General features: G+C 66.8%; 21 protein-coding genes. 18 read left to right on the top strand and 3 right to left on the bottom strand.

Annotation, left to right across the window (positions count from 1 at the left end; genetic code table 11):
- Positions 1 to 2 precede the first annotated feature (2 nt).
- The 11 genes from B0E47_RS08895 (at position 3) to dnaE (ending at position 14,291) form a co-directional block, all read left to right on the top strand.
- A complete protein-coding gene (locus B0E47_RS08895) occupies positions 3 to 1,178 on the top strand; it encodes a 1-deoxy-D-xylulose-5-phosphate reductoisomerase (protein ID WP_077513820.1) in 1,176 nt (391 codons plus the stop codon).
- Positions 1,179 to 1,214: 36 nt separating this feature from the next.
- Positions 1,215 to 2,561 (top strand): RIP metalloprotease RseP, encoded by a 1,347-nt coding sequence (gene rseP / locus B0E47_RS08890; protein WP_077513818.1) that lies wholly within the window; start codon positions 1,215 to 1,217, stop codon positions 2,559 to 2,561.
- 186 nt (positions 2,562 to 2,747) lie between these two features.
- Entirely contained in the window at positions 2,748 to 5,162 is a 2,415-nt protein-coding gene (bamA, locus tag B0E47_RS08885; protein ID WP_077513816.1) for an outer membrane protein assembly factor BamA, read from the top strand.
- A gap of 154 nt (positions 5,163 to 5,316) precedes the next feature.
- Entirely contained in the window at positions 5,317 to 6,360 is a 1,044-nt protein-coding gene (gene lpxD, locus B0E47_RS08880) for a UDP-3-O-(3-hydroxymyristoyl)glucosamine N-acyltransferase (RefSeq protein WP_077513815.1), read from the top strand.
- Entirely contained in the window at positions 6,353 to 6,826 is a 474-nt protein-coding gene (gene fabZ / locus B0E47_RS08875) for a 3-hydroxyacyl-ACP dehydratase FabZ (protein WP_077513813.1), read from the top strand. Before lpxD ends, fabZ begins: the two co-directional genes overlap by 8 nt.
- On the top strand, positions 6,823 to 7,611 hold the full coding sequence (lpxA, locus tag B0E47_RS08870) for an acyl-ACP--UDP-N-acetylglucosamine O-acyltransferase (RefSeq protein WP_077513811.1): 789 nt from the start codon (positions 6,823 to 6,825) through the stop codon (positions 7,609 to 7,611). The genes fabZ and lpxA overlap by 4 nt, the downstream gene beginning before the upstream one ends.
- A 61-nt stretch (positions 7,612 to 7,672) precedes the next feature.
- A complete protein-coding gene (gene lpxB, locus B0E47_RS08865) occupies positions 7,673 to 8,890 on the top strand; it encodes a lipid-A-disaccharide synthase (protein ID WP_077513809.1) in 1,218 nt (405 codons plus the stop codon).
- Between the two features lie 97 nt (positions 8,891 to 8,987).
- Positions 8,988 to 9,566, top strand: a complete 579-nt coding sequence (rnhB, locus tag B0E47_RS08860) for a ribonuclease HII (protein WP_343124531.1) — start codon at positions 8,988 to 8,990, stop codon at positions 9,564 to 9,566.
- A gap of 140 nt (positions 9,567 to 9,706) precedes the next feature.
- Positions 9,707 to 9,895: a hypothetical protein gene (locus tag B0E47_RS08855; protein ID WP_077513808.1), complete on the top strand. Its 189-nt coding sequence runs from the start codon at positions 9,707 to 9,709 to the stop codon at positions 9,893 to 9,895.
- Between the two features lie 187 nt (positions 9,896 to 10,082).
- Positions 10,083 to 10,604 (top strand): TlpA disulfide reductase family protein, encoded by a 522-nt coding sequence (locus B0E47_RS08850; RefSeq protein WP_254422874.1) that lies wholly within the window; start codon positions 10,083 to 10,085, stop codon positions 10,602 to 10,604.
- A 111-nt stretch (positions 10,605 to 10,715) separates the two neighbouring features.
- Positions 10,716 to 14,291, top strand: a complete 3,576-nt coding sequence (gene dnaE, locus B0E47_RS08845; protein WP_077513806.1) for a DNA polymerase III subunit alpha — start codon at positions 10,716 to 10,718, stop codon at positions 14,289 to 14,291.
- Positions 14,292 to 14,387: 96 nt separating this feature from the next.
- On the opposite strand, the gene B0E47_RS08840 is transcribed toward dnaE, so the two are convergent.
- Complete coding sequence (locus B0E47_RS08840) at positions 14,388 to 14,765, bottom strand: YajD family HNH nuclease (protein WP_077514225.1); 378 nt, start codon at positions 14,763 to 14,765, stop codon at positions 14,388 to 14,390.
- A 161-nt stretch (positions 14,766 to 14,926) separates the two neighbouring features.
- Here B0E47_RS08840 and B0E47_RS08835 point away from each other — a divergent pair, with 161 nt between their 5' ends.
- The 5 genes from B0E47_RS08835 to B0E47_RS08815 all read left to right on the top strand — a co-directional run bounded on the left by B0E47_RS08835 (position 14,927) and on the right by B0E47_RS08815 (position 19,219).
- Positions 14,927 to 15,883, top strand: a complete 957-nt coding sequence (locus B0E47_RS08835) for an acetyl-CoA carboxylase carboxyltransferase subunit alpha (RefSeq protein WP_077513804.1) — start codon at positions 14,927 to 14,929, stop codon at positions 15,881 to 15,883.
- A 78-nt stretch (positions 15,884 to 15,961) separates the two neighbouring features.
- On the top strand, positions 15,962 to 16,696 hold the full coding sequence (locus B0E47_RS08830) for an NYN domain-containing protein (RefSeq protein WP_077513802.1): 735 nt from the start codon (positions 15,962 to 15,964) through the stop codon (positions 16,694 to 16,696).
- On the top strand, positions 16,693 to 17,994 hold the full coding sequence (tilS, locus tag B0E47_RS08825; protein ID WP_077513800.1) for a tRNA lysidine(34) synthetase TilS: 1,302 nt from the start codon (positions 16,693 to 16,695) through the stop codon (positions 17,992 to 17,994). Before B0E47_RS08830 ends, tilS begins: the two co-directional genes overlap by 4 nt.
- A 75-nt stretch (positions 17,995 to 18,069) precedes the next feature.
- Positions 18,070 to 18,327 carry an exodeoxyribonuclease VII small subunit gene (locus tag B0E47_RS08820; RefSeq protein WP_077513798.1) on the top strand — a complete coding sequence of 86 codons (258 nt, stop codon included), beginning with the start codon at positions 18,070 to 18,072 and terminating at the stop codon, positions 18,325 to 18,327.
- On the top strand, positions 18,311 to 19,219 hold the full coding sequence (locus B0E47_RS08815) for a farnesyl diphosphate synthase (RefSeq protein ID WP_077513797.1): 909 nt from the start codon (positions 18,311 to 18,313) through the stop codon (positions 19,217 to 19,219). Before B0E47_RS08820 ends, B0E47_RS08815 begins: the two co-directional genes overlap by 17 nt.
- Positions 19,220 to 19,282: 63 nt before the next feature.
- Here B0E47_RS08815 and B0E47_RS08810 read toward each other — a convergent pair whose 3' ends face one another.
- Both B0E47_RS08810 and pmbA read right to left on the bottom strand, forming a co-directional pair.
- Complete coding sequence (locus B0E47_RS08810; RefSeq protein WP_077513795.1) at positions 19,283 to 19,714, bottom strand: DUF4870 domain-containing protein; 432 nt, start codon at positions 19,712 to 19,714, stop codon at positions 19,283 to 19,285.
- 126 nt (positions 19,715 to 19,840) lie between these two features.
- Positions 19,841 to 21,220, bottom strand: coding sequence for a metalloprotease PmbA (gene pmbA / locus B0E47_RS08805; protein ID WP_174566977.1), 1,380 nt, complete (start codon positions 21,218 to 21,220; stop codon positions 19,841 to 19,843).
- A 117-nt stretch (positions 21,221 to 21,337) separates the two neighbouring features.
- Between pmbA and B0E47_RS08800 the strand changes: the two genes are divergently transcribed.
- A complete protein-coding gene (locus B0E47_RS08800) occupies positions 21,338 to 21,619 on the top strand; it encodes a DUF1653 domain-containing protein (RefSeq protein ID WP_077513791.1) in 282 nt (93 codons plus the stop codon).
- Complete coding sequence (yjgA, locus tag B0E47_RS08795; RefSeq protein ID WP_077513790.1) at positions 21,616 to 22,167, top strand: ribosome biogenesis factor YjgA; 552 nt, start codon at positions 21,616 to 21,618, stop codon at positions 22,165 to 22,167. Before B0E47_RS08800 ends, yjgA begins: the two co-directional genes overlap by 4 nt.
- Positions 22,168 to 22,621: the final 454 nt, after the last annotated feature.

Here is a 22,621-nt window from a genome sequence, read left to right as displayed (position 1 = left end):
CGATGCATACGGTCGCCGTCCTCGGCGCCACCGGTTCGATCGGTGGCAATACGCTCGACGTGATCGCGCGTCACCCGCAGCGTTTCCGCGCCACGGTGCTGACCGCGCACCGCCAGGTCGAGGCATTGGTGGCGCTGTGCGTGCAGCATCGCCCGGAGCTGGCGGTGATCGCCGATCCAGCGCTGGAGGCGGAGCTCGCACGCCGGCTGGCTGCCGCCGGGGTGCGCTGCGAGGTCGCCAGCGGCCCGGCCGCACTCACCGCGGCCGCCGCCGGCAACCTTTGCGACACCGTGGTCGCCGCCATCGTCGGCGCCGCCGGGCTGGAATCCACCCTGGCCGCGGCGCGCAGCGGCAAACGCCTGCTGCTGGCAAACAAGGAATCCATCGTGATGGCCGGCTCGCTGCTGCTGCAGGCCGTCGCCGCTGGCGGTGGCACGCTGATCCCGGTGGACTCCGAGCACAACGCCATCTTCCAGTGCCTGCCGGGCGGCCGTCCCGACTTGGACAGGAGCGGCGTGCGCCGGCTGATCCTCACCGCCTCGGGCGGCCCGTTCCGTGGTCGCTCGCGTGCCGAGCTGGCCGAGATCACGCCGGAGCAGGCGTGCAAGCACCCGAACTGGGTGATGGGGCGCAAGATCTCGGTCGATTCGGCCACGCTGATGAACAAGGGGCTCGAAGTCATCGAGGCGCACCACCTGTTCGGCGCGCCGGCCGAAGCCATCGAGGTGGTGGTGCACGCGCAGAGCCTGATCCACTCGATGGTCGAATATGCCGACGGCTCCGTACTGGCGCAGCTGGGCAACCCGGACATGCGCACGGCGATTGCCCACGCGCTGGCGTGGCCGCAACGGATCGAATCCGGCGTGCCGTCGCTGGACCTGACCGCCTGCGCCCCGCTGCAGTTCGAACCACCGGATCTGGCCACCTTCCGCTGCCTGGCGCTGGCCTACCAGGCACTGCGAGCCGGAGGGGATGCCCCGGCCGTGCTGAATGCCGCCAACGAAGTCGCCGTGGAGGCCTTCCTCGCCGGCGTGCTGCCGTTCCTGTCGATTGCCGACGTGGTCGAGGCCGTGCTTGCGGAACTGCCGCCTCAGGTCGTGGTCGATATCCCGACCCTGCTGGCCCGTGACCAGGAGGCCCGCGGGGTCGCCCGGCGCGTGTTGCGCGATGCTTGCTGATATTCTTGTCCAGATGACTTTCCACCCCGGTACTTGATGACTTCCTTTTTCGGCTCGGTGTTCTGGCTGCTGGTCACGCTCGGCGTGCTGGTGACCTTCCATGAATTTGGCCACTACTGGGTCGCGCGCCGCTGTGGGGTCAAGGTGCTGCGCTTCTCGATCGGCTTCGGCAGCGCGATCTGGAAGCGCATCGGCCGCGACGGCACGGAATACTGCATCGCCGCGATTCCGCTGGGCGGCTACGTGAAGATGCTCGACGCACGCGAGGGCGAAGTCGACCCGGCGCTGCGCGACCAGGAGTTCACCGGCAAGTCGGTCTGGAAACGCATCGCCATCGTGGCCGCCGGCCCGGGCTTCAATGTGATCTTCACGATCGCGGCGCTGTGGCTGATGTTCATGCTGGGGCGCAGTGACTTCGCACCGATCGTGACCGCCACGCCGCACAGCATCGCCGCCGAAGCCGGTGTCCAGCCAGGCGATCGCATCCTCAGCGTGAACGGCCAGAACGTCTCCACCTGGAGCGATTCGCTCGACGCCATGGGCAACGCCCTGCTGACCTTGTCGCCGATGCCGCTGACCGTACGCCAGCCCGGTGGCCAGATCCGCCAGCTGACGCTGCCACTGAATCAGCTGCCCGCGGGCAAACCGATCGATCAGTATTTCGACCGGCTCGGGCTCAGCCTGGCACCGCCGCCGGCGATCGCCGACAGGGTGAAGCCCGGCCAGCCCGCCGCGCTGGCCGGCATCCAGGGTGGCGACCGGATCGTCAGCGTGAACGGTCAGCCGGTGGCGGATTTCGACGGCCTCAACAAACTGGTGCAGGCCGATGCCGCCAAATCGCCGCACCTGACCATCGCGCTGAACCGACACGGTCAGCCGCTTGCCCTCGACGTCACCGCCAGGTGGGAATCGCTTGGCGGAGAACCCGCGAAGTGGATGCTGGGGATTGCCTCGCCGAGGCCGGAACCCGCGACCGTCCAGTACGGCCCGGTCAGGGCGTTTTCGGCCGCGCTCGCCACCACCTGGCGCAATACGCGGCAGACCTTCGGCATGATCGGCAGCATGCTCGATGGCCACGCATCGACCAAGAACATCTCCAGCGTGATCGGGATCGCCCAGTACGCCAATGCCTCCGCGCAAATGGGCCTGGCTTGGTTTCTGCAGTTCCTGGCGATGGTCTCGCTCAGCCTGGCGATCCTGAACCTGCTGCCGATCCCGGTTCTGGATGGCGGACACCTGCTGTATTATCTGATCGAACTGGTCAAGGGCAGCCCGGTCAGCGAGCAGGTGATGGTCGTTGGCCAGTACATCGGGCTGGTTTTGCTGTTCAGCCTGGTCGGGTGGACGCTTTACAACGACATCCACCGTACCCTGTTGTCGTGATCCAGTCCGCCATCGACCCGGCTATCCGCCAGCCCGCGCCGGCCGCGCCAAAATGCGCCGGGGCGGGCAGTCTCGTATTCCCGTGGAATACGACCTCTCACTCGCGGCAGGGCTGGTTCCTGCCGCACGTATTGATCGGAGCGGCCGCGCTGGCCGTTCCATCGAAATAACCCAACGGAACCGACGATGAAGCGTATCGCCGCGCTGATCCTGCTTGCCTCCCTCTCCGCCAGTGCGTTTGCGTTCGAGCCCTTCGTGGTCTCGGACATCCGCATCGACGGACTCAGCCGCATCTCGGCTGGCACGGTATTCAACTACCTGCCGGTGAACAAGGGGGATCGGCTCACCAACGACGAGGCCCAGCGGGCGATCCGGGCGTTGTACCAGACGAAATTCTTCAGCGACGTCGAACTTGATCGCGACGGCAGCATCCTGGTGATCAAGGTGGTGGAACGGCCGTCGATCGCCAAGCTGACGATCCGCGGCAACCACGACATCAAGACCGACGACCTCAAGAAAGGGCTGAAGAGCACCGGCATCGCCGAAGGCGAGACTTTCGACCGGCTGGCCATCGACAACGTGCAGCAGGAGTTGATCCGGCAGTACTACAACCGCGGCAAGTACAACGTATCGGTTGATCCGCACGTGACCCGACTCGATCGCAACCGCGTCGCGGTCGACATCGAGATCCGCGAAGGCAAGGCGGCGAAGATTCAGGAAATCAACATCCTCGGCAATCATGCCTTCACCGACAAGGCGATCCGCGGCGACTTCGAGTCGGGTACGCCGAACCTGATGTCCTGGTACTCCAAGAACGACCAGTATTCCCGCGAGAAGCTCTCCGGCGACCTGGAAAAACTGCAGTCGTATTACATGAACCGCGGTTACGCGGATTTCGGCGTCGATTCCACCCAGGTCACGATCTCGCCGGACAAGCGCAACATGTACGTCGACGCCAGCGTCAAGGAGGGCGACGTCTACAAGGTCAGCGGCGTGCATCTGCTCGGCGACCTGATCCTGCCCGAGGCGGCCATGCGCAAGCTGGTGTTCGTCAAGGATGGCGACACCTTCAACCGTGCGGCCATCGAAGACAGCAGCAAGACGATCAAGGCGGTGCTCTCCAATATCGGCTATGCCTACGCCAAGGTCACCCCGATCCCGAAACTGGACAAGGACAAGCACACGGTCGACCTGACCATGTACGTCGAGCCCGGCAAGCGCGTGTACGTGCGCCGGGTGATCTTCCAGGGCAACACCAAGACCGAAGACAACGTGTTGCGCCGTGAAATGCGCCAGCTGGAAGGTTCGATGTACTCGCAGGCCGCGATCGATCGCTCCAAGATCCGCCTGCAGCGACTGGGCTACTTCAAGAAGGTCGATGTCGACAAGAAGCTGGTGCCCGGCACCCAGGACAAGGTGGATGTCACCGTCAAGGTCGAGGAGCAGTCTTCCGGCAGCGTGCAGTTCGGCGTCGGCTATTCGCAATATGCGGGCATCATCCTGAACGCGTCGCTGAGCCAGAACAACCTGTTCGGCAGCGGCGACAGTTTCTCGGTGAGCGGCTCGCGCAGCACCTACCAGACCAGCTTCGGGGTCAACTACTACAACCCGTACCTGACCGACAACGGCATCGGCATCGGTTACACGGCCGGCTATTCGAAAACCGATTACGGCAACACCGATTTCGCCAACTACAGCACCAGCGCGAAGTCGTTCTCGAGCTATCTCGGCATTCCGATCACGGAAACCGACGGGGTGCGTGTCGGCCTCGGCATCAGCAGCAACAAGGTGAACCTGATTCCGGGCTTCAGCCCGCAGGTGCTCATCGATTATCAGAACGAAATCGGCCACCAGACCATCCATTCGTGGACCGGCACCCTGGGCTGGAACCACGACACCCGCAACGGCTACTGGGCACCGACCCGCGGTGGCCTGATCTCGGCGCAAGCCGACGTCACCCTGCCCGGTTCGACCGTGCAGTACTGGAAGCTGACCGCCGAGGCGAACCACTACTGGCCTGTCGGCAAGGGCTTCGTGCTGTACCTCGATGGCCAGGTCGGCTACGGCAAGACTTACGGCGGCAATGGCATCAACGACCAGGCATTCGACGCGCTGAAGGCCACGTATGCGGCTGCCGGCCTGCCCGCGCCGGCCGACATGCGCCAGGATTTCCCGTTCTTCGCCAACTTCTACTCCGGCGGCGTGCGCGACGTACGCGGCTTCCAGGACAACACGCTGGGCCCGCGGGTCTGCGTCGACGGCAGCACACCGGCAGCCAATGGCCTGTGCACATTGGGCAATTATGCGCAGCCCATCGGCGGTGCGTTCAAGGTGCTCGGCACCGCCGAACTCTACCTGCCGCTACCGTTCCTGAAGGACGTCAACACCGCGCGCGTATCCCTGTTCACCGATGTCGGCAACGCCTACAAGGACTACCAGAGCTTCGACGCCAGCGCCCTGCGCGCCTCGGCCGGTGTCTCGTTGCACTGGCAGGCACCGATCGGCCCGCTGATCATCAGCCTGGCGGTGCCGTTCCGCTCGCAGCCGTCGGACAGCCACTACGAGGAACGGATCCAGTTCACCTTCGGCAGCCAGTTCTGAACCCAGCCGACCTGGGATGCTCCGAGCCACTGGGGGCATCTCCCGTCCGATCCGGAAAGCGCGGCCACGGCCGCGTTTTCCGTTTCCGGGCCGGCCGACACGCTGCGCCACGCGGCGTCACGCCCTACAATGACCCGCACTGTCCGGAGCAGGCATGAATCCAATCCACTATTCCGTGGCCGAGCTGGCCGAGCGGTTCGGCCTGGGCATCCAGGGCGATGCCGCACGCATGGTGAACGGCGTCGGCACCCTCGCCGGTGCCGGCGACACCGAACTCAGCTTCCTGTCCAACGGCAAATACACCGCGCAATTGCTCTCCACCCGCGCCGGTGTGGTGATCCTGCGCCAGGAAGACCTTGCCGGCTGCCCGACGACCGCCCTGATAGCGAAGGACCCGTACGTGGCCTACGCGCGAATCGCAGCGCTGTTCGAACATCTGCCTGCGGCACCCGCCGGCGTGCACCCCAGCGCCGTGGTCGCGGCTGGCGCGCGGGTGAGCGCCAGCGCCAGCGTCGGCCCTTGCTGCGTGATCGAAGCCGGTGCGGTGATCGGGGATGGCGCCATCCTGGGGGCCCACTGCATCATCGGGGAGGGCTGCATTGTCGGCGCGCAATCGCGCCTGGTGGCCCGGGTGACGCTGGTTGCCCGGGTGACCCTGGGTCGGCGCGTGCTCGTGCACCCCGGTGCCGTGATCGGCTCGGACGGTTTCGGCCTCGCTTTCGATCACGAAGCCTCCACCCATGGCGGCTGGATCAAGCTGCCGCAGCTTGGCGGCGTGCGCATCGGCGACGATTGCGAAATCGGCGCCAATACCACGATCGACCGCGGCGCGCTGGACGATACCGTGCTGGAAGAGGATGTGCGGCTGGACAACCAGATCCAGATCGCACACAACGTGCATGTCGGCGCACATACCGCGATGGCTGGCTGCGCCGCGGTGGCGGGCAGCGCGAAGATCGGCCGCTACTGCATGATCGGCGGCAACGCCGGCGTGCTGGGTCATCTCGAACTGGCCGACCGGGTTACCATTACAGCCAAGAGCCTGGTGACCCACTCGATCCGCGAAGCGGGCGAATATTCATCCGGCACCCCGTTGCAGGAAAACCGGCTGTGGCGCAAGAACGCGGCACGCTTCAAGCACCTGGACGAGTACGCGCGCCGATTGTCGGCGCTGGAAAAGGACAGCAACCATGAATGAAAAAGTCGGCGCCATGACCCTGCCGATCAACGTCGAGCAGATCCAGCAGCTGCTGCCGCACCGCTATCCATTCCTGCTGGTGGATCGCGTCATCGAGATTGTCCCCGACGTCAGCGTGGTCGCGATCAAGAACGCCACCATCAACGAGCCGTTCTTCCAGGGCCACTTCCCCGGCCATCCGGTGATGCCCGGCGTGCTGATCGTCGAGGCGATGGCACAGACCGCCGGCCTGCTGACCCAGCTCAGCCGACGCATCAAGGGCGACACGGGCAACCCGCTGTTCTATCTGGTCAAGGTCGACAACGCACGCTTCAATGCGCCGGTGGTGCCGGGAGACCAGTTGCGGCTGGAGGTAAGCCAGAAACGGCTGGTGCGCGGCATGGGGCTGTTCATCGCGCGCACCGTGGTCGACGACAAGGAAGTGGCCAGCTGCGAACTGATGTGTGCCGCGAGATCCGAAAAATGACCCGTGCCAGCCCGATCCATCCCACCGCCGTGATCGACCCGTCCGCCATCATCGGCGCCAACGTCAGCGTCGGCGCGTACAGCGTGATCGGCGCCGAGGTGGAAATCGGCGACGGCACGGTGATCGGCCCGCACGTGGTGATCGAAGGCCCGACCCGGATCGGACGCGACAATCGGATTGCGCAGTTCGCCTCGCTGGGCGGCGATCCGCAGGACAAGAAGTTCGCCGGCGAGCGCACCGAGCTGGTGATCGGCGACCGCAACCTGATCCGCGAGTTCGCCACCATCAATCGGGGCACCGGCGACGGCGGCGGCATCACCCGCATCGGCAACGACAACTGGGTGCTGGGCTACGTGCACGTCGCCCACGACTGCCAGATCGGCAACAACGTGGTGTTCTCCAATTACTCGGCACTGGCCGGGCACGTGGAGATCGGCGACTGGACCATCCTCTCCGGCTATTCCGGCGTGCACCAGTTCTGCAAGGTTGGCGCGCATGCCTTCATCGGCATGGGTTGCCTGGTCGGCCACGACGTACCCCCGTTCGTGATGATGGCGAACGAACAGCAAGGCCGGCCACGCGGCATCAACAGCGAGGGCCTGAAACGCCGCGGCTTCGATGCCACGCGCATCGCCGCGATCAAGCGCGCCTACCGCACACTGTACATGGCCGGCCTGTCGCTGCCCGAAGCACGCGAAAAGCTGGCCGAACAGGCCTGCGAGAGCGAAGATGTGCGCGCCATGCTGGAGTTCCTCGACCACAGCGAGCGGGCGCTCGCGCGATAAGCGCATCGCGCTTATCGCGAAATCAAACAGCGTTCTTGCTCCGGTTTCCGCAGGAGGCGACATGCAAAGCACTGACGTCTCCGAATCTCCGCTCATCGCCATCCTCGCCGGCGAAGACTCCGGCGACCAGCTGGGCGCCGACCTGATCGTCGCCCTGCGCCTGCGCTACCCGCAGGCCCGATTCGTCGGCATCGGTGGTGCGCGCATGCAGCGCGAGGGCTTCGAATCCTGGTACGACATCCGCGAACTCTCGCTGTTCGGTTTCAGTGAGGTGATCAGCCATCTGCCGCGATTGCTGCGGTTGCGCCGCTCACTGGTCGCGCGACTGCTGCAGGCCAGGCCCGCCGTCGTGATCGGTATCGACGCGCCCGATTTCAACCTCGGCGTGGAGCAGCGCCTCAAGCAGGCGGGCTTGCGCACCGTGCACTACGTCAGTCCGTCGGTCTGGGCCTGGCGCGAAAAGCGTACCGAGAAGATCGGGCGCAGCGCCCATCGCGTGCTCTGCCTGTTCCCGATGGAACCGCCGATCTATGCCAAGCACGGCATCGACGCGCGCTTCGTCGGCCACCCGCTGGCCGACCGGTTTGCCCTGGTCGCCGATCGCGTCGGCGCCCGGGACCTGCTGCAGCTGCCGCAGCAGGCGCCCGTGCTGGCGGTGTTGCCGGGAAGCCGGCTGTCCGAGGTGAATCGGCTGGGGCAGATTTTTCTGCAGGCGGCCAGCCGGGTTGCCGCCGCCCTGCCGGGGCTGCGCATCGTGGTTCCCGCGGCCAACCCGCGAGTACACGCACGGCTGCAGGAGTTGCTCGCCACGACACCAGCCAGTGAGTCGGCGCCACGGCTGCTTGACGGTCAGGCGCACGAAGCGATGCTGGCTGCCGACGTGGTGCTGCTGGCCTCCGGCACCGCCACGCTTGAAGCGATGCTGGCGAAGCGGCCGATGGTGGTGGGCTACCGCGTCTCGCCTACCAGCTATCGCATCGCCCGTGCGCTGAAGATGCTCAAGACCGACGTGTATTCGCTGCCCAATATCCTGGCGCGTGCCGGCGGCCTCGGTAATGGCCTGCTGGTACCCGAACTGATGCAGGACGACTGCACCGCGGGCAACCTGGCCACCGCCACGCTGGATCTGTTCAAGGACAGCGAGCGGCGTGGCGCGATCGTCGCGGCATTCGAGCAACTGCATCGGGACTTGCGCAGCGGCGTGGACGGCCACGCAGGCAATCGCGCCGCGGCCGCCATTGCCGAACTGATCGACGATCACGAGCAGGCCGGTGGCTGAGTTTTTCGCGAACACCCGCCCCCCACCTCAATCCTCTCACCCACAAGGGGACTCCCTGAAGGTCGCCTGGAGGGGAGAGGAGGCAAACGCAAAAAGCATCCTCATTGCCGGCGTCGACGAGGCAGGCCGCGGCCCGCTGGCGGGCCCGTTGGCGGTGGCCGCGGTGATCCTCGATCCGGCGCGACCGGTCGCCGGGCTCAACGACTCGAAGAAGCTCAGCGAGGCACGCCGCGAGGCGCTCTTTCCGCAGATCATCGAACGCGCGCTGGCGTACTGCATCGTGCTGGTCGAGCCGGACGAGATCGACCGGCTGAACATTTTCCAGGCCACCATGGCCGGCATGAGCCGCGCCGTCGCCGGCCTGGTTCCGGCCGCCGCGGAAGCATTGATCGACGGTAACAAGCTGCCGAAGGATCTGCCCTGCCATGGCCGCGCGATCGTCGGCGGCGATGCGCTGGAACCCGCGATCAGCGCCGCCTCGATCCTGGCCAAGGTCACCCGCGATCGACTGATGGTGAAACTCGACGGCGTGCATCCGGGCTACGGTTTTGCCATCCACAAGGGCTATCCGACCCCGGCGCACCTGGCCTCGCTGCAACAGCTGGGGCCATGCGTGCAACACCGGCGCAGCTTTGCGCCGGTACGCGTGTTGCTGGATCAGACCCGCCTGTTCTGACTTCCCGTTGATCGCCGCTGGCGACGACGGCGGGCGACCGCATGACCCATTCGTCATGGCAACCCTTTCCGTCACCCAGGCATCCCTTGTAACGGGGAATCCGCCATCGGCACGGACGCCAGCTTGCGAGGAACCGGGCCATGATCCTGAAAAAACAGCACGCAACCGCAACAACGGCACCTGCCGCCACCTGCCTGACCGGGGAGCAAGTTGCCGAAGTCGGCGATCCGGAAGCCACGCACACCGACTACGACCTGCAGTCCCTGCGGGTGCAGGGTCTCGACCACTATCTCCAATATCCCGGCGACGAGCGCTTTCACGTTCGTTGAACGGCATGGCGAATCGCCCGCCCGGGCTCGGTCACCCCGGACCTGCCCGGCGACGCTTGGGAAGCACCTGACGCCAGCGCCGCCGGAGCTGCCCATCTGTTGCAGATCGTCGGCTATCAGGCACACTGATACCCCGACCAGCGATGCAATTCAGGGGAATGACATGCGCCGGACAGGTTTCGCCCTCATGGCACTGCTCTGCTGTTTCGCCGCCCACGCCGGCCTCAACCTCAAGCCCGGCGATACCCCGCCGGATGCGCTGGGCACGACCTTGGGCGGGCAGGCGGTGAGCCTGGCGTCGCTGCATGGCAAGGTGGTGGTGATCAGTTTCTGGGCGACCTGGTGCGGCTACTGCATGAAGGAAATGCCGGTGCTGGCCGGCCTGCAATCGCTGGCCACCGAACGCAAGCTGCCGTTGCAAGTCGTGGCGGTGGACTACCGCGAAGATCACGACACCTTCCGGCACAGCGTGCGCGTCCTGCGCAAGCGCCTGCCCAACCTGCTGATCAGCTGGGATCGCGATGGCAAGGTCGGCGCCCCCTACGGTACCGCCGGCGGCATTCCGGTGATGGTGATGCTGCATCGGGATGGCACGGTGGCGAACATCCACGTCGGTTACGGCGAGGACATGCTGGACAGCCTGGTCGCCGAGATCAACGGCCTGCTCAACGAACCGGCACCGGAATCCAGGGTGCTCGCCGCCCACTGATCGGCCGCGGCGAATGGGGCCGCCACGCGCTTCGCGCAAACCTCGCACAAGTCAATCTTGCCGCTGCGTGCAGCGCCGGGTAGCCTGCGGGAATACCGCGCGTAGATCCGCATGACCGTCAGCTTCACCCATCTGCACCTGCACAGCGAATACTCGCTGGTCGATTCGACCATCCGCATCAAGGCGCTGGTCGCCGCCTGCGTGCGCGACGGCATCCCGGCGGTGGCGCTGACCGACGAATGCAACATGTTCGCCCTGGTCAAGTTCTACAAGGCCTGCCACGCCGCCGGCATCAAGCCGATCTGCGGCTGCGACCTGCAGATTGCGGCGCCCGACGATCCGCGGCCGTGGCGACTCACCCTGCTGTGCCAGAACCACGACGGCTATCTCAACCTGTCGCGACTGGTCTCGCGTGCCTGGCAGGAAGGCCAGCATGGCGGGCGGCCACTGGTCGACGCCGGCTGGCTGCAGGGCGCTGCCTGCAGCGGCCTGATCGCCTTGCTGGGGCGCGATAGCGAGATCGCGCGGGTGGCGCTGCACCAAGGCAGCGACGCCGCGCTGGCAAGACTGCGCCCGCTGGCGCGACTGTTCCCGGACCGGCTCTACCTGGAACTCAGCCGCTGCGGCCGCGACGGCGAGGAAAACTGGAACAGCGCCGCGCTGTTGCTGGCCGCCGAACTCGGCCTGCCGGTGCTGGCCAGCAACGATGTGCGCTTCCTCACGCAGGACGATTTCGATGCACACGAGGCGCGTGTATGCATCAACCAGGGCCGTGTCCTGGCCGATCCGAAACGCCCGCGCGACTACAGCGACCAGCAATACCTGAAGACACCCGGGGAGATGGCGACGCTGTTCGCCGACCTGCCCGAGGCGCTGGAAAATACCGTCGAACTGGCGCGGCGCTGCAATCTCGAATTGAAGTTCGGCACCTACTACCTGCCTGATTTTCCGGTGCCCGCCGGTCACGACCTGAACAGCCACATCCGCGAACTCTCGCGCCAGGGATTGCGCGAGCGCCTGGCCAGCGCGCCGCTGGCTGCCGAGCACACCCTGGCCGACTACGAGGCGCGGCTGGAGCGCGAGCTCGACGTCATCATCGAGATGGGCTTCCCCGGCTACTTCCTGATCGTCGCGGACTTCATCAACTGGGGCAAACAGCATGGCATTCCGGTCGGTCCCGGCCGCGGCTCGGGCGCCGGCTCGCTGGTCGCCTGGGCGCTGAAGATCACCGACCTCGATCCGCTGCAGTTCAACCTGCTGTTCGAGCGCTTCCTCAATCCCGAACGCGTGTCGATGCCCGACTTCGACATCGACTTCTGCATGGACCGCCGCGACGAGGTGATCGACTACGTCGCGCGGAAATACGGTCGCGACAAGGTCAGCCAGATCATCACCTACGGCTCGATGGCGGCGAAAGCCGTGCTGCGCGATTCCGGCCGCGTGCTCAGCATGCCCTACGGCCAGGTCGACCGGCTGGCCAAGATGGTGCCGCCGCGGCCGCTCGACCTCACCCTGTCCGATGCGCTGGGCCGCTCGGAAAAGTCGAAGAAGGAAACCGATCGCGTCGTCAGGGAATTCTGCGAGGCCTACGAGCAGGATGAGGAGGCCCGCGCGCTGATCGACCTCGCCCTGAAACTGGAAAACCTCACCCGCAACGCCGGCAAACATGCGGGCGGCGTGGTCATCGCCCCCACCCCCCTCACCAATTTCTCGCCGCTGTACTGCGAAGCCGGCGGCGGCGGTGTGGTGACCCAGTACGACAAGGACGATGTCGAAGCAGTCGGCCTGGTCAAGTTCGACTTCCTCGGCCTGCGCACGCTCACCATCATCGACTGGGCGGTGAAGGCGATCAACGCACGTCGCGCCGCCGCTGGCGAGCCGCCGCTGGACATCGCGACGCTGCCGCTGGACGACGCGCGCACCTATAGCGAAGTCTTCGCCAAGGCGCGGACGGTGGCGATCTTCCAGTTCGAGTCCGCCGGCATGCAGCGCATGCTGAAAGACGCGAAACCCGACCGCTTCGAGGACATCATCGCCCTGGGCGCGCTGTACCGCCCCGGGCCGATGGACCTGATCCCCAGCTTCGTGGCGCGCAAGCACGGCCGCGAGGAGGTGGAGTATCCCGACCCGCGCGTCGAGCCGATCCTGCAAGAGACCTACGGCATCATGGTCTACCAGGAGCAGGTGATGCAGATGGCGCAGATCGTCGGCGGCTACTCGCTGGGCGGCGCCGACCTGCTGCGCCGCGCGATGGGCAAGAAAGACGTCGAGAAGATGGCCAAGGAGCGCGCCAAGTTCCGCGAAGGTGCGGCGAAGGACGGCCTCACCAGCGACAAGGCCGACTCGATCTTCGACCTGATGGAGAAGTTCGCCGGCTACGGCTTCAACAAGTCGCACGCGGCCGCCTATGCGCTGGTGTCGTACCAAACCGCCTGGCTGAAGGCGCACTATCCCGCCGAGTTCATGGCCGCGACGATTTCCGCCGACATGGACAACACCGACAAGGTGGTGACCTTCCTGAATGAGGCGCGTGTACTCGGCATCGTCGTGCAGCCACCCGACGTCAACGCCTCCGAATACATGTTCGTCGCGGTCGAACCGGACACTTTGTCCGCCGCGTCGCGCCAAGGCGCTCGCACGATCCAGTACGGCCTGGGCGCGATCAAGGGTGCCGGCCATGGCGCCTGCGAGGCCATCGTCGCCGAACGCGCCAACGGCGCCTATACCGACTTGGCCGATTTCTGCCGCCGCGTCGATCCGAACAGGCTCAACCGCCGCATGCTGGAAGCGCTGATCCTGTCCGGCGCGCTGGATTCCCTGGCTGCCAACCGCGCCAGCCTGATGCTGCAATTGCCGAACGCGATCAAGGCCGCCGAGCAGCACCTGCGCGACCGGCAGTCCGGCCAGAACGACATGTTCGGCGCGGCGATGGGCGCCGCCACGCCGGTGCTCAAGATCGATCTGCCCAGCGCACCGGAATGGCCGTTGGAGCAGAAGCTGCAGGGCGAGCGCGACACGCTGGGCCATTACCTGTCCGGCCATCCCACCGATCCGTGGAAGGACGAGCTGGCGCAGCTGTCGACCTGCCCGCTCGGCGAGATCGTCGACCGCTATCAACCGCCGAAACCGCGCCGTAGCGACGACGGCGACAACAATCGCTTCCGCCGTGGCCCGGATACGCCGTGGACGGTCGCCGGCATGGTCGCCGCCATGCGCAAGCGTGGCGACAGCGAGGCGTTCGTGCGGCTGGAGGACGGTGGCGGCAGTATCGAGGTGAGCTTCTTCGGCGAGCTCTACCAGCAGGTCGCGCCTTTGCTCACCCGCGGCGAGATCCTGATCGTCGACGGCGGCCTGCGCATCGACGAGTTCTCCGGCGGCGGCTTCCAGGTGCGCGCGCGCAGCGTCTGTTCGATGGCCGATGCCTGCCGCAAGCACGCGCGGTTGCTGCAGTTGAAATTGAACGGCATCCGCCCGGATTTCGTCGCACAGCTGCAACACGCGCTGGCCGGCTATCGGGGCGGCCGCGCCAGCGTCACCTTGCACGGTTATCGCAACGGCAGCGCCCAGGCCGATCTCGAGCTCGGCGAGGACTGGCGCGTCGACGCGATCCCCGACCTGCTGCGCGCCGTGCGCGCACTCCCCGGCGTGCAAGCCGCACGACTGCGCATCGTCAAACAGCAGGACTGAAGCCACACGCCCCACGTAGGAGCCCGCTCGCGGGCGATGCTTTTGATTTGACCTTCGTCGTGCATCAGGGCAGGAGCATCGCCCGCGAGCGGGCTTCTACCGTTTACCGCGCTCCATCATCGCCTTCAGATCCGCAAACGGATTGCCGGTGGCCGGCGGCGCTTCTTCCACCGCCATCACCCCGCCGCGCACATGATCGATATGCCGCGAGTGCTCGTTGTCGTGGCAGTACACGCACAGCAACTCCCAGTTGCTGCCATCGGGCGGATTGAAGTCGTGATCGTGGTTGCGGTGGTGCACGGTCAGTTCCTGCAGATTCGCGCGGGTGAACTCGCGCGCGCAGCGGCCACACACCCACGGGTACATCTTCAACGCCCGCTCGCGATAACCCAGTTCGCGCTGCTCGGCATTGCGCCGCGCCTCGGCCACGATACGGTCGAGTTTGGCGTTGTCGATGGGCGGTGTGGCAGGCATGGTCGATTCCGTGGGCAGCGGGGCCGGATGGCGTGCAAGATAGCGCAACCGGAGCGCCCCACCCAGCCGGATGTCGAGTCCGTCACAGCCATACGGCGCCGTTCTCGCGTTTTGCCGCAGGACGGTATACTGACGCGCTTCTGTGCCACGAAATGCCGCGAATGAACCCAAACTTCCTCGATTTCGAACAACCCATCGCCGAACTGGATGCGAAGATCGAAGAGCTTCGTCATGCCGGCGCCGGCCAGGCGTTCAATATCGACGAGGAAGTGGGCCGCCTGCGCCAGAAGGTGAAGGTGAAGACCGCCGACATCTTCCGCAACCTCAATTCCTGGCAAACCACCCAGCTCTCGCGCCATCCGGCGCGGCCGTACACGCTCGACTACATCGGGGTGATCTGCGAGGAATTCCACGAGCTGGCCGGCGACCGCATGTATGCCGAAGACGCCGCCATCGTCGGTGGTCTCGGCCGCATCAACGGCCGGCCGGTGGTGATCATCGGCCACCAGAAGGGCCGCAACACCAAGGACAAGGTGCGCCGCAACTTCGGCATGCCGCGCCCGGAGGGCTACCGCAAGGCGCTGCGCCTGATGAAGATGGCCGAACGCTTCGAGCTGCCGCTGCTGACCCTGATCGACACCCCCGGCGCCTATCCCGGCGTCGGTGCCGAGGAACGCGGCCAGAGCGAGGCGATCGCGCGCAACCTGCTGGAGATGGCCGAACTGAAGGTGCCGATCGTGTGCACCGTGATCGGCGAAGGCGGCTCCGGCGGTGCGCTGGCGATCGGCGTCGGCGACCGTACCAACATGCTGCAGTACTCCACCTATTCGGTGATCTCGCCGGAGGGCTGCGCCTCGATCCTGTGGAAGAGTCCGGACAAGGTGAAAGACGCTGCCGAGGCCTTGGGCATGACTGCCCCGCGCCTGCTCGAACTGGGCCTGATCGACAAGCTGGTACGCGAGCCGCTCGGCGGCGCCCACCGCAACCCGCGTTCGATGGCCATCCGCCTGAAGGCCGTGCTGCTGAACCAGCTCGACGAGCTGGAAGCGATGCCGCTGCCCGACCTGCTCGAACAGCGCTACAAGCGCCTGCGCAGCTACGGCGCGTATCAGGAATAAGCAAGGCCCCGCCTGCACCGCGGCGACCCTGCACTTGGCGCTACCATCGGCATCTTCCCAACGCTGCCGGAACCCGCCATGGCCCACGACAAGCTTGCCGTTCTGATCGACGCCGACAACGCCCGCCCGGCGATCGTGGAAGGGCTGATGGCCGAGGTGGCCAAGTACGGCACGGCGCACGTCAAGCGCATCTACGGCGACTGGACCAAGCCCGACCTCAACGGCTGGAAGGATGTGCTGCTGCGCCACTCGATCCAGCCGATCCAGCAGTTCCGCTACACGGTAGGCAAGAACGCCACCGACTCGGCGATGATCATCGACGCGATGGACCTGCTCTACTCGGCGCGCTTCGACGGCTTCTGCATCGTCTCCAGCGACAGCGACTTCACCCGGCTCGCCTCGCGCATCCGCGAGTCCGGCCAGACCGTCTACGGCTTCGGCGAGAAGAAGACGCCCGAACCGTTCCGCACCGCCTGCGACAAATTCATCTATACCGAGGTACTGGTGCAGGCCACCGAAGCCGAGCCCAGCGCCGGCGTGAAGCGGCGCAGCGCGAAGGAGTTGCGCGGCGACAGCCAGCTGATGAACCTGCTGCGCAACGCGATCGAGGCCGCTTCCGACGACTCCGGTTGGGCCGGCCTGGGCGCCGTGGGCAGCATCATCAACAAGCAGTCGCCCGACTTCGACCCGCGCAATTACGGTTACGCCAAGCTCAGCGGCCTGATCAACGGCATCGGCCTGTTCGAGACCGACGAGCGCCAGATCGGCAACGGCAAGCACCTGTACGTGCGCCCCCGCAGCGGCGGGAAGTGAACGACCCGCTGCAGCACCATCTGGACGCCGCGCTGGCGAGCATGCCGCCGGCGCCGCTGGCGGTGGCGTTCAGCGGCGGCCCCGATTCCACTGCCCTGCTGCATGCGCTGGCGCAACTTCCCGAAGCGCGCGCGCGCGGCCTGCGTGCGCTGCATGTCGATCACGGCCTGCATGCCGACAGCGCCGCATGGGCCGAACATTGCCGCCACTTCTGCGACGCCCTCGACGTGGCGTGCACGCTGCTGCGCGTGCAGGTGGCGCAAGGCGGCGGCAAGGGGCTGGAAGCCGCCGCACGCGATGCGCGCCACGCCGCCCTGGTCGAGCAGTTGCACGCGGGCGAATACCTGCTGTTCGCCCATCACCGCGACGACCAGGTCGAGACCGTGTTGCTGAAGCTGCTGCGTGGCGCCGGCCCGGATGGGCTAGGCGGCATGCGTGCACTGCGCCCGTTCGGCCGTGGCCAGCTGTGGCGGCCCGTGCTCGATCTCGCGCGGCAGCACCTGCGCGACTACGTGGACAGGCACCGGCTCGATGCCATCGACGACCCTTCCAACGCCGACACCCGGCTGGCGCGCAATCACCTGCGCCACGAGATCCTGCCGCGCTTGCACTCGCACTGGCCGCAGGCGACGGACTCGATCCTGCACAGCGCCACCCTCAGCCGAGCCGCCGCCGATGCACTGTGCAAGCAATGGCTGCTCGCCTTCGACGCCTTGCACGATGCCGCCAGCAGCAGCCTGGACGCGCGTGGCTGGCTGGCGCTGATGCCTGCATTGCGCGAGCCGTTGCTCGACCACTGGCTGCACGCGCGCGGGCTGCCAGCGCCGACCACCGCGCAGCGACGGCAGATCGAACGGCAGTGCGACGCACGCGCGGGCCAGCTGCCGTGCATCCGCTGGGCGGGCGTCGAATTGCACATCTGGAAGCAGCGCCTGTGGGCACTCCCGGCCCGACCGCCACTGCCCAACGACTGGCAGCACGCGTGGCACGGCGAACCGCTGCCCCTGCCCGATGGCGGCGAATTGACGCTGGACAACCCGGGCACGCGCCTCGCCGCGCCGCTGCAGGTGCGCCTGCGCCGCGGCGGCGAGTGCATCAAGCCGGCCGGCGACGCGCACACCCGCGAACTGCGCGACCTGTTCCAGCAGGCGCAACTGCCGCCGTGGCAACGCCATGCCTGCCCCTTGCTGTATCTCGACCATGAACTGGTGGCGGTGGCCGATCGCTGGGCCAGCGCACGCGGCGCAGCCATGTTCGAGCTGGCCGGCGCGCGAGCACGCTGGCGACCGGGGCGCTGATCCAGATCAAGCCAACCACGATTGGCCGACCCCGCGGATTGATTCCGGACGTCCGCTGCGCTAGCTTGGCGGCCCATGGCCAAGACCGCTCCCGCACCCGCCGCAACCGCCCCCGCCGCCGACTTCGAACACTCCCTCGACGAGCTGGAACAACTGGTCGCGAAGATGGAAGGCGGCGAGCTGAGCCTCGACGAATCGCTCGCCTCGTTCGAGCGCGGCATCGGCCTGTTCCGCCACTGCCAGCAATCGCTGCAACAGGCCGAACTGCGCGTGCGGCTGCTGCTCGACCCCGAAGCCCCCGACAGCGCCGAACCGTTTGAACCCGAACTCTGAGTCCGCCGAGCTTGGCCCTGCCCTGCAGTCACTGATCCGGCGTGCCGAACAGGCGCTGGAACATTGCCTGCCATCGGCCGATCACTCCCCCGCCGAACTGCATCTGGCCATGCGCTACGCCGTGCTCGGCGGCGGCAAGCGGCTGCGTCCGCTGCTGGTCTATGCCGCTGCGCACGCGCTGGGCGAGGATGGCCCGGCGCTGGATGCGGCAGCCTGCGCGGTGGAGCTGATCCACGCCTACTCGCTGGTGCACGACGACCTGCCCGCGATGGACGACGACGCGCTGCGCCGCGGCCGGCCCACCTGCCATGTCCAGTTCGGCGAGGCGATGGCGATACTCGCCGGCGACGCGCTGCAGGCGCTGGCGTTCGAGCTGCTCGCCGATGATGGCGCCGGTACCGTGGCACCGGCCGTGCGCATCGCGATGCTGCACACGCTGGGCCGCGCCTGCGGCGCCGAAGGCATGGCCGGCGGCCAGGCGCTGGATCTGGCCGCGGTGGGGCGCCCGCTGAGCCTGCTCGAACTGGAACACATGCATGCGTGCAAGACCGGCGCGCTGATCCGTGCGTCGGTGCAACTCGGCGCGCTCGCCGCGGGTGCCGGCGATGGCCGGCTCAAGGCGCTCGACGACTACGCCAGCGCCGTGGGGCTGGCCTTCCAGGTGCGCGACGACATCCTCGACGTGGAAGGCGAATCGGCGGTGATCGGCAAGACGTCCGGCAAGGATGCCGCCGCGTCCAAACCCACCTTCCCGTCGATCATCGGGCTCGATGCCTCGCGCGCACGGCTCGCCGAACTGACCGACGCCGCGCTGGACGCGCTCGCGCCATGGGACGCACGCGCCGGATTGCTGCGCGAGCTGGCCCGCTATTCGGCCAACCGTCGCAGCTGAGCTGGCTGAAACAGGACGACGGCCGCCGTGGCCGTCGCCCTGTCGCCATCCCGGCCGGCGCCGCTACTTGATCAGCCGCAGGGTGAACGGGTAGCGGTACAGCACGCCCTCGTTCGCCTTGATCGCCGCGATGATGGTGAACACCAGCCAGCTGATGCCGATGATGATCCACAGCGGGATCGCGATGATCAGGCCAATGCCGAAGGTCATCACCGACAACAGGAACAGCACCACGAACGCGATCGCCACTGTGATGTTGAAGTTCAGCGCTTCCTTGCCCTGGTCGTTGACGAACGGCATCGTGTCCTTCTTGACCAGCCAGATCACCAGCGGGCCGATGAAGCAGCCCCAGCCGCCGCCCCAGACACCGGTGAGCAGCGCGCCCAGCAGCGCCGACAGATGGGCGAACATCGCCCATTGCCGCTCCTCGGCTGATGGGGCACCTGCCATGGGTTCGTTCGGCGGCGGGGTCACGGATTCAGGTGGAACGCTCATGCGCATCTCCTTCGAAGTCGGAACGTGCGTCAACGGTTCGCCGGTCGATCGCCGGTGTGTCGATCCTAGCAAGCATCGGCATGGCTTGCCGAGTGAACTTGCGGCATAGACGCAAGCCGCTGCGGCCTACTCGCCCGCCACGGTCATCCGCTGCAGCAGGATCGAGCCGGTGAGAATGTGCGAACGCGGGTCGACGTCGGTGCCGACCGCGACGATCCCGGCGAACATCTCGCGCAGGTTGGCGGCGATCGTGATCCCTTCCACCGGAAACGCGATCCGGCCGTTCTCCACCCAGAAGCCCGCCGCACCGCGCGAGTAGTCGCCGGTGACGGTGGACACGCCCTGGCCCATCACCTCGGTCAGCAGCAGGCCGGTGCCCAGGCGCTGCAGCATGCCGTCGAACCCGGAGCGCTCGCCGTCGGCGCTGCCCGGCTCCACCAGCAGGTTGTGGATGCCGCCGGCGTTGCCGGTCGATTCCAGCCCCAGCTTGCGCGCCGAATAGCTGCCCAGCACGTAGCGCGCCAGCACGCCCGCTTCGACCAGGGCGCTGTCGCGCGTCGCCACGCCTTCGGCGTCGAAGTTGCCCGAACCCTGCCCGCGGGCGAGGTGCGGCCGCTCGTTGATGTTCAGCCATGCCGGCATCACCGGCTTGCCCACCTGATCGAGCAGGAAGCTGGCGCGGCGATACAGCGAGCCGCCGCTGACGGCGCCGAGCAGATGGCCGATCAGCCCGCGCGCCAACTCCGGCGCAAACAGCACCGGGCACTGCCGCGTCGACAGGCTGCGCGCGCCCAGCCGCGCCAGCGTGCGTTCGGCGGCCTTGTCTCCGAGCGTCTGCGCACTGATGAAATCGCCCGCCGCGCGCACGCTGTCGTACCAGTAGTCGCGCTGCATGCCGTCTTCGCCACCGGCAATCAGGGCCAGTGACAACGAGTGGTTGGTGCCGCGCTCGCGCCCCACGAAACCATGCGAATTCGCATACACCGACAGCCCCTGACCGGCCTGCACGCCGGCGCCGTCGGAATTGCTGATGCCGGCATGCGCGCGACCGGCCTCCTCGATCGCTATGCCCAGCTCGATCGCCCCCGCGGTGTCGATCTCCCACGGATGCCACAGGTCGAGGTCGGGAAAGGACGTCGCCATGCGCGCCGCATCGGCCAGCCCCGCGGCCGGGTCGGCCTCGGTGTAGCGCGCGATCGCGCAGGCCTGGTCCAGCGTGGCCTGGATCGAATCGGGGTGCAGATCGGCAGTGCTGGCCGAACCCTTGCGCTGGCCGAAATACACGGTGAGCCCGAAACCGCGGTCGCGGGTGTGCTCCACCGTCTCCACCTCGCCCAGGCGCACGTTCACGCTGAGCCCACTGTTGATGCTGGCGGCCACCTCGGCCTGGCTGGCACCGGCGGCGCGCGCGCGGCGGATCACGTCCTCGGCCAGTTCGGCCAGCCGGTCGAGATCGGCCTCGCTGCGATCCAGCGTGCTGTCCTGCGGGCGATCCTGGCTGATCACAACATTGCTCACGTCGGGCTTTCCTGATGATTAGACGGGTAGAATAAGCGGTTCGCGACCGCGAGCTCCGGATCTGGGGGCGCGGCCGCGAAATGAAAAGAGCTGCGGAGCACGCCCATGCAACCCACCGCCGGCATCTATCGTCACTACAAGGGCCAGCGCTACCGCGTGCTGGGCACCGCGCGGCACAGCGAGACGCTGGAGCCGATGGTGGTCTATCAGGCGCTCTACGGCGAACACGGCCTGTGGGTGCGCCCGGCGGCGATGTTCTGTGAAACGATCGAACTGGACGGCGAGCCGATCGCCCGTTTCGCGCTGGAACAGGCGGATGACGAGGCATCCGGCGCCACGTCGTCCGCACCCGCTGACGCAACACCCACCTGGAATCGAACACCGTGAGCCCGAGCCGCAGCCGCAACCAGCACGAACTCGACGACGAGGACTACGGCCCCAGCCGCACCCAGCAGCGCCGCGAAGCGCTGGCCGTCCTGGTGCTGGCGCAGCAACTGGTCGACCTGCAGCCGAGCCGACTGGCCAAGCTGTCGCTGCCCGAAGACGTGCGCCGCGAGATCGACATCACCCGCCGCACCACCTCCCACGGCGCGAAGAAACGCCAGCTCGCCTTCCTCGCCAAGGTGATGCGCCGCTTCGGTGACGAGGACTTCGCCGCGGTGCGTGCCGAACTCGGCGAGAACCGCGAGAAGCAACGCCAGGAAACCGCCGCCATGCATCGCCTCGAAGCGATGCGCGATCGGCTGATCGCCGAGGACGAGGCCGCCCTGTCCGAACTGATCGCCGAGCATCCGCAGGTCGATCGGCAGCATCTGCGTTCGCTGGTGCGACAGGCGCGCGTCGAGAAGGACACGCCGGGCAAGCCGCCGAAGGCGTATCGGGAGATCTTTCAATTGTTGAAGGACCTGCAGGCGGGCGAGTCGACCGAGGGCTGATCTGGTTGGCGGCAGCCAACTCGGCGACCTCAAACACCACCACGCCTTGCCGTCATGCCCGCGAACTCGGGCATCCATTTTTGCTCACGCCGGCACTCAGAGCGAAAAGCTTTCGCCCTGCGCCGGCAGCCGACGCACTTCATGATCTTCGACTCGCAGGAGCCCGCTCGCGGGCGATGCTCCTGCCTGTCCCCACATCATCAAAGCCAAGAGCTTTCACCCTCCTTCGGAGGGCGAGGCACTTCTCTTTTGCTTGTCCACGTGCACGCAGAAGCGTGCACGAACAGCGAAGCTGGCCCGAAGGGCGTAGGGCAGGATGCCCGGAGTTGTTTAGACCGGAGACATAGGTAACAAGTGTGCCAGGACATGGGTTACACCTCGACGCTGGTTCATAGCCTGCTCGAGGTGCCATTTCATGCCGTGGAAGGAAACCACATCCATGTCCCTGCGTAAT

Origin of the sequence: Rhodanobacter sp. B05 (assembly GCF_002001085.1) — a bacterium.
Taxonomy (GTDB): domain Bacteria; phylum Pseudomonadota; class Gammaproteobacteria; order Xanthomonadales; family Rhodanobacteraceae; genus Rhodanobacter.
The sequence above is the reverse complement of the archived record's forward strand: the minus strand, read 5'-3'. Positions and strand labels throughout refer to the sequence as shown.